Origin of the sequence: Halovenus aranensis, from assembly GCF_900100385.1 — an archaeon.
In the GTDB taxonomy this organism is placed as follows: Archaea; Halobacteriota; Halobacteria; order Halobacteriales; family Haloarculaceae; genus Halovenus; species Halovenus aranensis.
The window spans coordinates 1-9780 of sequence record NZ_FNFC01000029.1 but is presented as its reverse complement, the minus strand read 5'-3'; the positions used below and the strand labels follow the sequence as shown (position 1 = coordinate 9780).

Below are 9780 nucleotides of genomic sequence, written 5' to 3'. Positions count from 1 at the left end.
AGCAGGTGCTCTTCCTCTATCTCGTTGTCTGCCTGGGTAGGTTCCACACTTTTCCCAAGCAGACACTTTCACTCAAACCCGATGTGATCGACTGATGATTGGTTCCACCCGAACAGATGGTTCGATCGGTGATTCGTCCAAGTGCCGTGCTGGGACTTCTCTTTGTCCTGTCGACGCTGTTCGTTTTTTACGGTGTAGGCGTCGGCCAGCCAAATGGACCGCCGTTCGATACGGATGATATTGCAGATGACTCGGCTGCTCTCATCGGCGAACAGGTCGAAACGTCTGGCACTGTCGTCGAAACGAATCCAGTTGTGATTGAAGCCGAGATCGACGACGGCAGAACTATCAAACTCACTATCGAAAATGTACCAACTGTCGAGCCTGGAGAGACTCTCCTAGTTACCGGTGAACTCGTCGACGAACGGATAATCGGCGCAAACACTGAGCGGACAGTTGTTCGCAAACCGTGGGAGGTCACGTACATGTATACGATTTCGATCATTGGAGCCATTCTGGTTGCGGCCCGGATCGCGAATCAGTGGCGATTCCGTCCACAAGAATTCGTGTTCGAACCCCGCGAGCGGACGCTGTTCGACCGCTACGTTCGCGGTAGATCTGGTCGTCACGACCCAGGTGATGAATACGATGGCTGACTTATTCACGCACATTCTAGTGGGGTATGTAGTCGTGACGGCGCTCTCCTGGCGGTGGGCATGGATCTCACCGCAGCTCGTTACCGTGGCGATGGTTGGATCAACGCTCCCGGACCTGAACCGAATTGACCTCGTGCTTCCCGACAGTACGGTCGAAGAACTCCTCAGTCTATCGTTCTCATGGACCCCCTTACACCGCGCCGGCGGGACACTGGTGATGATTGCAGTTGGTTCACTTCTGGTTCCGAAACGACTGCGGCGTGGTGTGTTTGCCCTCCTGCTGCTAGGAGTGGGCTCGCATTACGCGCTTGATTTCCTGTTATACAAACCCGCAGGCGTTACCGCAGACCTGTTGTGGCCGTTCACCGGGCGACAATTTGTGATCGATGGGTTCTATCTGAGTTCGGACCGCTGGCCGGCGGCAGTCGCGACGGTGCTTGCCCTTGGGGCCTGGGCAGTTGATCGAGTGGTTACGTCACCGAAGCACGCCGTCAAGAATGGTGACGGATAGGTGTGTCGGAGGGAGCAACGGCGGTGTAGCCGAAACTCGGAGTTGAACAAGTTCTAAACAGTTGTTTACCGGACGTTTAATTCGCTACCAGTGATAGATATAGATGAAAAAGTATGCAGGCAGTGATACCCGCCGCCGGCGAGGGAACCCGTCTTCGACAGTGCACAACCGGTCAACCGAAGGCACTCGTCGACGTCGCCGGGAAACCGATTCTGACTCACTGCCTGGAGTAGCTCCGCGAGTTACCCGTCACAGAGGTGGTCGTGATCGTCGGTTGTCGCGGAGAGGAGAGTGCCAAACACTACGGTGACTCGTTCGGGGATCTTTCGGTGACCTACGCCTGGCAGCGGGAGCAACGCGGGCTCGACACGCGCTGTTGCAGGCGGTGGAGGACATCAACGGCACGTTCCTCCTGCTCAACGGGGACAACACCATCGGCGCGAATCTCCAGGACGTGATTGCAACGTACCGCGAGACCGACGCCGATGGCGTCGCACTCGTCACCGAGGTGACGCCCGAGGAGGCGCGCCGGACCGGAGCTGTGGCGATTGAAGATAGGAGAGTCGTCGAGAGTATGACGTCTGTGAACGTCCCGCCGACATCGGCGCCAAGCCACACAGCCGCCTCGTCGTCCGTGCGGACAGCCTCAGCCGCCGCTGCCCTGTATCTACAGCCGATTTTTGTAGGAACGGACCTCCTGTCGCTGTGCAGCCGTTTCAATGCGGTAAAACCGAGAAACTTCCACCAGTACTGAAAGTGCTACGAATCTGACGTCTGCAGAACGATTGGTTCAGGTTGAGCACTGACAGCCTCGAGGAGGCATCTCTCGCAGACCCATCTATCATTTAGTTTTCTGAAAGGGCCATCCGATTGGCACTGCGGACACTCGCGTTGGACCGGCATACGTCTAAAAACGAGTATGGTGAACAATGTAATATGCTTACTACTCGTATCAGGATGGCTGCACAGTCTAGCCTACAGCTGTGTCTCGAAGTACTCGATGGATTTCGCGAGGCCGTCGCGGAGTGAGACGGTGGGCTCCCAGCCAAGTTCGGAGCGGGCCTTCGAGATGTCGGGCCGCCGCACTTGCGGATCTTGCGGCGGAAGTTCCTCATGTGTGATGCCACTGTCGCTGTCGGTGACATCAATTACGACCTGCGCGAGTTCGTTGATCGTCCGTTCATCAGGATTGCCGATGTTGACCGGTTCCTGAATGTCAGACTCTAACAGCGCGACCAGGCCATCTATCATGTCGGAGACATAGCAGAAGGCCCGGGTCTGCTCGCCGTCGCCGTACACGGTCAGGTCCTCGCCTGTCAACGCCTGGCGAACAAAGTTCGGGATGACGCGGCCGTCGTCGAGGCGCATCCGTGGCCCGTAGGTGTTGAAAATCCGGGCGACGCGGACGTCGAGACCGTGTTGATCGCGGTACGCTCGGATGAGTGACTCGCCGTAGCGCTTGGACTCGTCGTAGCACGACCGCGGCCCATACGGATCGACGTTCCCACGGTAGTCCTCCGGTTGCGGGTTCACCTCTGGGTCGCCGTACACTTCGCTCGTCGACGTGAACAGGTACGTCGCCTCCTTCTCTTTCGCGAGGCCAAGAGTCTTGTGTGTGCCGAGGGCACCGACTTTCAGGGTCTTGATGGGGTTCTCGCGATAAAAAACAGGGGACGCGAGACTCGCTAAGTGCATGACAGCGTCCAGGTCACCGGACACATGAATGAACTCGGTGACGTCGTGATCGTAGAACGAGAATCGCGAGTGCTCAAAGGCGTTGTCGAGGTTCTCTGTTTGTCCACTCACACGGTTGTCCATCCCGACGACGTCGTGGCCCTTGGCGAGCAGCCGGTCGGTAAGGTGTGAGCCGAGGAACCCGGCTGCGCCCGTGACGAGGATTCGGCTCATTCGAACTGCTCCTTGAGAAGCTTCTCGACCGCCGCATTCATCTTCCCGTCGTCATGGCGGAGCGCCATCTCGACGTTCGCCTGCAACCAACTGGGGATGTTCCCGATGTCGTACCGGTCGCCATCGAGTTCCACGCCACGCACCCTCTCAAGCTCACGGATGGCGTCAGTCAACTGGAGTTCGCCGCCGACACCCGTCTCGATGCTTTCGAGATGCTCGAATATCTCCGGCGTCAGCACGTACCGGCCCGTGATGGCGAGGTTCGACGGTGCCTCCTCCTGTGGAGGCTTCTCGACGAAGTCGTCGACCGGAAAACTCTCGTCCGTCGACGCACCGTTTCCAACGTCTGCGACGCCGTATGCGGGCACGTCCTCCCACGGGACACGCTCCAGCGAGAGCACGGACTCCTCATGTTCCTCGGCCGCGTCGATGAGCGTCTCTGTGCACGGCGTACCGTTCTCGATGATGGTGTCCCCAAGCAGGAGTGCAAACGGTTCATCGCCCACGTGCTTGCGTGCGTACCGTACTGCGTCTCCTAATCCATCTCGTTCTTTCTGGCGAACGTAGTGGATGTCCGCGAGATCCGCGATATCTCGAACACGACCAAGTCGGTCCAGCTTCCCATCCTCTTCTAGGGCTTCTTCGAGTTCGTAGGACTTGTCGAAGTGGCGTTCGATCGCCTGCTTACCACGGCCCGTGATGATGAGGATGTCGTCGATACCGGCCTCAACAGCCTCCTCAACGACGTATTGAATCGTCGGCTTGTCTAACACCGGCATCATCTCCTTCGGCTGGGCCTTTGTCACCGGCAGGAACCGCGTGCCGAACCCCGCCGCCGGAATGACCGCTTTCCTGACTTCCATGGACTATCCGACAATCGCGGCCCCTATCAAATACGTTTTGTCATTAATTTGTTCGATACAGGTCGTGGGGAGGGTGTCAAGGTTTGAGGATAGCATTGTGGGACGGTCGTGTTTACTACTCCCAACTCACCAACAATCTTCGACAGAAGAGTGCTTGCGAACAGAATTGGGATAGGCATAGAGTAGTAATATGAATCCACTTCGGGCCAGCAATACAGGTGAGAAAATCCAATAGAATACCCCCGCGTTTCGTGTCACTTAAATTTCTGTGACTAGATAGTCCGTTCATGGCTTCAGTGTTGGTAACGGGTGCATCTGGGACTATCGGGACAGCACTATTAAAAAACCTGGAGAGAGATAAGTACGATATAATTGGTGCAGACAAGGAATCCAGCCGCTGGGATGTTGATACTGAAATCAGAAATGCAGATCTCACAGCTAATCCCGATCTTCCGAATACAGATGTTATCGTGCATTTGGCAGCTCACTCTCGTGTTTCCCCGGTGGTGGACGAACCGTCCAAAGCGGTCGAAAATGTCGAAATGACTGGAACAGTTCTAGAGCATGCACGCCAAACGGACGCCTCAGTGATTTTTGCTTCTAGTCGTGAGGTATATGGGAATGCGATCAGACCCACCGAGGATAAGGTTGGACTGGAATTCAAAAACCCATATGGTGCAAGTAAGGCTGCGTGTGAGGCACTCTGTAGCTCATACGTTCAGTGTTACGATGTGCCCGTTGTTACTCTTCGTCTTTCGAACGTGTACGGACCGTACGAACAAAATGCGCGAGTGATTCCGATATTTATTGCGCTCGCTGTTGCTGGAGAAGAACTTACCGTGTTCGGTCGGAACAAGATACTCAATTTCGTCTTCATTGAGGACGTGACGACAGCTATAAAGACAGCAATTGATAGCCGGTATGCCCTCTCTGGGGAGGCTATCAATATCGGATCCAAAGAAGGAACACCGTTGACGACATTAGCAAACCTAATCTCAACTCGAATCAACCAGTGTCCGGGATATCGTGTTGAACCCGACCGTACAGGAGAAGTTGCTCGATATGTACCAACGATTTCAAAAGCGGAAACGCTCCTTGACTACACTCCGACAGTCGACCTAAAGGTCGGGTTGGATCGAACGATTGATTGGTTCCAGAATCAGCCGGAATTGCTTGATGAAATACAAGCAACGGTAAGATAGCTGAGGCTGAGTCACAATCTTTATCATAATATCCTGAAGTAGGATGAGAAAACATGAGGAATCAAAATAATCCAAATATTGTTCTAATCGTGCTTGATTCGACCAGAGTCGATCATCTATCTTGTTATGAATATGGTCGTGAAACAACCCCATACTTAGAAAAGTTTACCACAGATGCAGTTCAGTATAAGCAAGCTTTTTCTGCTGCACCCTGGACGCCCCCATCCCATGCATCTATGTTCACTGGCCAATACCCATCCAATCATAAATTAATGGACAGCCATATGTCAATGAATGTGGATTTTCCAACTCTTGCTGAATTTCTCAATCAAAACGGATATAATACATTTGGGATATCACCTTCAGCAAAACTAGGTGCTCACACAGATCTGTCAGATGGTTTTTCAGATTACTTTGAAATGTATAGAATTCCTGAATTTCCAAAAGAAATTGGCGATATAATTAAAATATATTTGAAGAATATAAAATCCTGGGGTCGATTAGTTTATAACCATATTAAACAAGATGGCGCTCTACATGAATTTCAGGCTTCAATTTTGAAAAAGCGAATGAATGAATATAATAGAAAGAACGAGCCATTTTTTGGATTTACAAACTTTTTGTGCGCACACAACCCATATAATCCACCCCAAAAATTCAAACAGGAATTTAAATCCATTGATTATGAGGACATTGACATGAAAAAAATAAACTATCTTTCTGAAAACGGATTGTATCAGTATCTATCAGGAGAAACCAGCGTTACAGAGGAGGAATGGACGGTGCTAAAGGATTGGTACGATGCAGCAATAGCTCGGGCTGACGCAAAGATTGAAGAAGTAGTTGAATATCTGAAAAAAATAGGAGCATATGATGATACATTAATTATTATCACAGCAGATCATGGAGAACATTTTGGGGAAAACTCACGGGTATATCATCATTTCAGTGTCTACGATGAACTCATTCATGTGCCATTAATAGTAAAGTATCCGAATCAAAAATATTCAAACACAACGGTTAATAAGTTAGTGTCTCTCACAGATCTTTATCCAACTATCTATCAATTATTGACGTCCAGTAAAGTAGACAAATTTGATGGGACCATACTACCACCACTCGGTGATCAGGAACGAGAATTTATTTTTTCTGAATATGGTGAACCAGTAGGTGCTATGGATTTAATTAAAAAATACTCAAATCAAGTCTCACAAGAAGTATATGAAGAACTCTATCATGGTCTTCAATGTTGTCGAACTCTTGATCAGAAATACATCAAAGTATCTGGAGGAGATGATGAATTCTATAACTTATATGAAAATCAATCTGAAAAAAAGAACCTAATCCACGAGTCGAAAGAAGAGATAGATAAATTCAAACAAGCAATTGAGAGTAACCTTTCTACTCTGCCATCAATGACGGCAGATTATGACACTGATAAAGACATTAGAGAAAATCTAAAGGAACTTGGATATCTTTGAATATGGCTGGAGAAGTAAAGAACGAAGAAATAAAGGACGATTTATCATCAGCTATCGAAAGTGCTATATTTGTTTTTATTGGGATTCTCATTTCTTCATTTTCTGGGCTTGCCGAACGAATAACTATCGCTCGATTTCTTGATCCAGGCCTTTATGGAGATGTAAACATTGCACTTGCAATACTTAATCTCAGTTCAATGATCGCCCTGTTTGGCTTGGCGCAGGGTGTCCCTCGATATATGTCTAGATACGATAAAATAGAGGATATGCGCGGAGTGTGGTTCACTGGTCTTGTTTTCTCCCTTCTTATTTCTGGGGTAGTGATGATGCTGTTTTTGCATGATATAGAGTTATTCACATCAAATTTGATGGATACAGAAAACGCTAAAGGATTACTCGGGTTATTTCTATTATCTCTTCCTTTCTTTGTCGGTATGCGGATCGGTATTGGTGGTATACGTGGTTTTGAAAATACAGTTTATCGAACATATGTGAAGGATATTATATATCCAATTGGCCGAATAATATTATTAATGTTTTTTCTTTTTCTCGGAATGAATATACTTGCAGTTGGTTATGCGTATTTGATTGCTTGTATCTTAGGCTTTATTTTTGCACATATTTTGTTAAACCGACTCATGCCACTGTATGGTGATGTTAATTATGAAAGTGTTGAACTTATAAAATTTTCGCTCCCTCTTGTTTTTGCGTCATTATTGTTTCAATTACTTGTCAAGACTGATACTATAATGTTGGGTTACTTTGTAGATTCTTATGAGGTAGGTCTCTATAGTGCTGCATATCCCATTTCAAACATGATGATTCTTATTCTATCTGCCTTTGGATTTATTTTTCTCCCAATGACCTCTAGACTGGACTCTGAAGACAAAACAGAAAACATAGATAGTATTTATAAGATGACTACAAAATGGATAGTGGTATTCACGTTCCCATTATTTGTGACAATAATTACAGTTCCTGGCCAAATATTACATCTATTATTTGGTTCAAATTTTACCGCTGCATCCACCGCATTAATAATCATAACTGTTGGATTCTTTGCTCGTGCGATCGGTGGTAGAAATCATGAAGTTCTAGCTGCGATAGGGTTACAAAAATATGTTCTGTATTCGAGTTTTGTAGCATTCATAGTCAATATACTATTAAATATTATTTTGATCCCACAACTGGGTATTGAAGGAGCAGCATTTGCCTCTGGTACCTCCTTTGTCTTATTGAATTTTGTAATGGTTGCAGTCTTATCCATCAAAAAAGGTATATACCCTGTTTCACAGACAATGAAGAGAACAATTATTACACTCACAGTACTTGTTCTCATACCAGTATTTGCGTTCACTCATCTATTCACAATGAAGATCTTTGCACCGTTATATATCGGAATTATTTCATCGGTATTGACTGTAGCAGTCGTTGTTTTATTTAATTGTCTAGAAGAAAATGATATTATTCTAGTTGAGGTTTTCGAATCCAAAACTGGACTAAAGATTCCATTTATTAGAAGTTTTATTCCCTGAAGTTGGAAGCTTTCGTACAACGCTCATCCGTAGGAGATTGTTGATACTGCTGAGCGGTAGCTGCGAAGTCGAAGAGGACAAGGGCACCGCGGCAGCGGTGCCCGACACGAATGATTCCGCTAGATGTGTTTGGGTCGGAATCGGTCGCAGCGGACCTGTTGCAGCAGGTTCGCTGGCGTGACGGTGTGCCTTGTCCTCGCTGCCGTTCTGACCGGACGGTCAGAAACGGCAGCTATGGAGAGGCTCAACGGTATCTCTGTAAGAATTGCGACCGCACGTTCAACGACAAGACTGGCACGATTTTCGCTCACTCGAAGATTGCACTCCGTCGGTGGTTGTTCTCAATCTACGCGTTTCTCCGGTTTAACACGAGTCTCCGGCAATTACAGTGCGAAATCGAGGTGACACACAAGACGATTCACCGGCGCATCGAGCGCTTCGCCAGCGCGCTCGATGCGCCTTCCCTTGACCTCGTTGGCCCAGTGGAAATCGACGAAGTGTACGTCTCTGCCGGAGAGAAAGGCCGCGAGCGCGACCAGCCGTCGCGCTCGCGTGGCCTGGCCACGCGTGGACGTGGTTCGTACGACGGCGACAAGCCACCTGTGTTTATTCTCGCGGATCGTGGCACTGGACAGCGGTACGTGATCCTGGCGAAAGCCGCGGACGAATCGACGATTCGATTCCTGTTGGCCGACCGCAAACAGGAGTCGATCAGGGTCTATACCGACGGCTTTCGAGCGTACGAACCGATTGAAGACGACGACGCATTCGACCGCGAATACGTCGTCCACGGCGACGGTGAATACGTTGACGACGAGGTGCACGTCAACACCTGCGAGAGCCACGCGTCACTGGCGCGACGGTGGCTCTCGCCCCATCGAGGCGTCTCCAAGGACAAGCTCACGCCGTATCTCGGAGCATTCCAACTTCGTCGGCAAGTGTATCGAAAACCGAGAAAAGAAGCGCTGAAAACGATCCTCGAAACTGCGCTATGAGTCACCAACAATCTCCGCCACAAGAGCGAATTCCTCGCTCTTCTGTAGAGGATTGTTGGTGAACTGGCGTAGTAGCTGGAAGTCACAGCAGGCAAGGGTGACGCAGACACGTCACCCGACGAACAATGTTCCCATTGAAGACGTTCGTCTCGGAGCGTCGGGCCGCGAATCTGCTGGCACAGATTCGCTGGCGTGACGGCATCTATTGCCCGCGCTGCCGTGCCGAATCCGTGATTCGGTACGGCAGCTATCGGGTGTTTCAACGGTATCGCTGTAAGAATTGCGGCCGGACGTTCAACGATAAGACCGGCACGGTCTTCGAACACTCGGCAATACCGCTCAGGAAGTGGTATCTCGCCGTCTACACCTACATCCGGCTGAACACGAGCATTCGGCAACTGGATGCCGAACTCGCCGTCTCCTACAAGACAGTGTACCGGCGCGTCCAGCGCTTCCTACGGGCGCTGGACGCGCCTCGGCCACAACTCGAGGGACCAGTAGAGATCGACGAACTGTACGTCAACGCAGGGAAGAAGGGCCGCGAGCGCGACTGCCTGTCGCGCTCGCGTGGCCTGTCCACGCGCGGCCGTGGAACGTATCATGAAGACAAGCCGCCCGTGTTTATCCTC

Annotated in this window: 11 protein-coding genes; 9 read left to right on the top strand and 2 right to left on the bottom strand. The window is 49.8% G+C overall.

Annotated features, from left to right (window positions below; all coding sequences use genetic code 11):
- Positions 1-128 precede the first annotated feature (128 nt).
- From BLR34_RS16040 to BLR34_RS16030, 4 genes are all read left to right on the top strand, one after another.
- Positions 129-656: an OB-like fold-containing membrane protein gene (locus BLR34_RS16040; RefSeq protein WP_143414202.1), complete on the top strand. Its 528-nt coding sequence runs from the start codon at positions 129-131 to the stop codon at positions 654-656.
- Positions 640-1167, top strand: coding sequence for a metal-dependent hydrolase (locus BLR34_RS16035; RefSeq protein ID WP_368086107.1), 528 nt, complete (start codon positions 640-642; stop codon positions 1165-1167). Before BLR34_RS16040 ends, BLR34_RS16035 begins: the two co-directional genes overlap by 17 nt.
- A 113-nt stretch (positions 1168-1280) precedes the next feature.
- Positions 1281-1400, top strand: a complete 120-nt coding sequence (locus BLR34_RS17675) for a 2-C-methyl-D-erythritol 4-phosphate cytidylyltransferase (RefSeq protein WP_143414201.1) — start codon at positions 1281-1283, stop codon at positions 1398-1400.
- A 152-nt stretch (positions 1401-1552) separates the two neighbouring features.
- Positions 1553-1921, top strand: coding sequence for a nucleotidyltransferase family protein (locus BLR34_RS16030; protein ID WP_092704852.1), 369 nt, complete (start codon positions 1553-1555; stop codon positions 1919-1921).
- Between the two features lie 221 nt (positions 1922-2142).
- On the opposite strand, the gene BLR34_RS16025 is transcribed toward BLR34_RS16030, so the two are convergent.
- The gene (locus BLR34_RS16025; RefSeq protein ID WP_092704850.1) at positions 2143-3075 is read right to left on the bottom strand and encodes a UDP-glucuronic acid decarboxylase family protein; all 933 of its coding nucleotides are present in this window, start codon (positions 3073-3075) and stop codon (positions 2143-2145) included.
- Positions 3072-3938, bottom strand: coding sequence for a UTP--glucose-1-phosphate uridylyltransferase GalU (galU, locus tag BLR34_RS16020; RefSeq protein ID WP_092704848.1), 867 nt, complete (start codon positions 3936-3938; stop codon positions 3072-3074). Before galU ends, BLR34_RS16025 begins: the two co-directional genes overlap by 4 nt.
- A gap of 287 nt (positions 3939-4225) precedes the next feature.
- On the opposite strand from galU, the gene BLR34_RS16015 reads away from it, so the two are divergent.
- The 5 genes from BLR34_RS16015 to BLR34_RS15995 form a co-directional block, all read left to right on the top strand.
- Positions 4226-5140, top strand: a complete 915-nt coding sequence (locus tag BLR34_RS16015; protein ID WP_092704847.1) for an NAD-dependent epimerase/dehydratase family protein — start codon at positions 4226-4228, stop codon at positions 5138-5140.
- Between the two features lie 53 nt (positions 5141-5193).
- On the top strand, positions 5194-6621 hold the full coding sequence (locus tag BLR34_RS16010) for a sulfatase (RefSeq protein ID WP_092704845.1): 1428 nt from the start codon (positions 5194-5196) through the stop codon (positions 6619-6621).
- Positions 6622-6623: 2 nt separating this feature from the next.
- Positions 6624-8156 (top strand): flippase, encoded by a 1533-nt coding sequence (locus BLR34_RS16005; RefSeq protein ID WP_092704844.1) that lies wholly within the window; start codon positions 6624-6626, stop codon positions 8154-8156.
- Positions 8157-8266: 110 nt separating this feature from the next.
- Positions 8267-9151, top strand: a complete 885-nt coding sequence (locus tag BLR34_RS16000; RefSeq protein ID WP_092704842.1) for an IS1595 family transposase — start codon at positions 8267-8269, stop codon at positions 9149-9151.
- Between the two features lie 125 nt (positions 9152-9276).
- Positions 9277-9780: IS1/IS1595 family N-terminal zinc-binding domain-containing protein (locus tag BLR34_RS15995; protein WP_143414200.1), on the top strand; the 504-nt coding region annotated here is incomplete at its 3' end.

Excerpts from the sequence above, each read along its gene's own strand:
- BLR34_RS16035 (WP_368086107.1), top strand. The coding sequence starts at position 640 with ATGAATACGATGGCTGACTTATTCACGCACATTCTAGTGGGGTATGTA.
- BLR34_RS16005 (WP_092704844.1), top strand. The coding sequence starts at position 6,624 with ATGGCTGGAGAAGTAAAGAACGAAGAAATAAAGGACGATTTATCATCA.
- BLR34_RS16010 (WP_092704845.1), top strand. The coding sequence starts at position 5,194 with ATGAGGAATCAAAATAATCCAAATATTGTTCTAATCGTGCTTGATTCG.
- BLR34_RS16025 (WP_092704850.1), bottom strand. The coding sequence starts at position 3,075 with ATGAGCCGAATCCTCGTCACGGGCGCAGCCGGGTTCCTCGGCTCACAC.
- galU (WP_092704848.1), bottom strand. The coding sequence starts at position 3,938 with ATGGAAGTCAGGAAAGCGGTCATTCCGGCGGCGGGGTTCGGCACGCGG.
- BLR34_RS16000 (WP_092704842.1), top strand. The coding sequence starts at position 8,267 with ATGATTCCGCTAGATGTGTTTGGGTCGGAATCGGTCGCAGCGGACCTG.
- BLR34_RS16015 (WP_092704847.1), top strand. The coding sequence starts at position 4,226 with ATGGCTTCAGTGTTGGTAACGGGTGCATCTGGGACTATCGGGACAGCA.
- BLR34_RS17675 (WP_143414201.1), top strand. The coding sequence starts at position 1,281 with ATGCAGGCAGTGATACCCGCCGCCGGCGAGGGAACCCGTCTTCGACAG.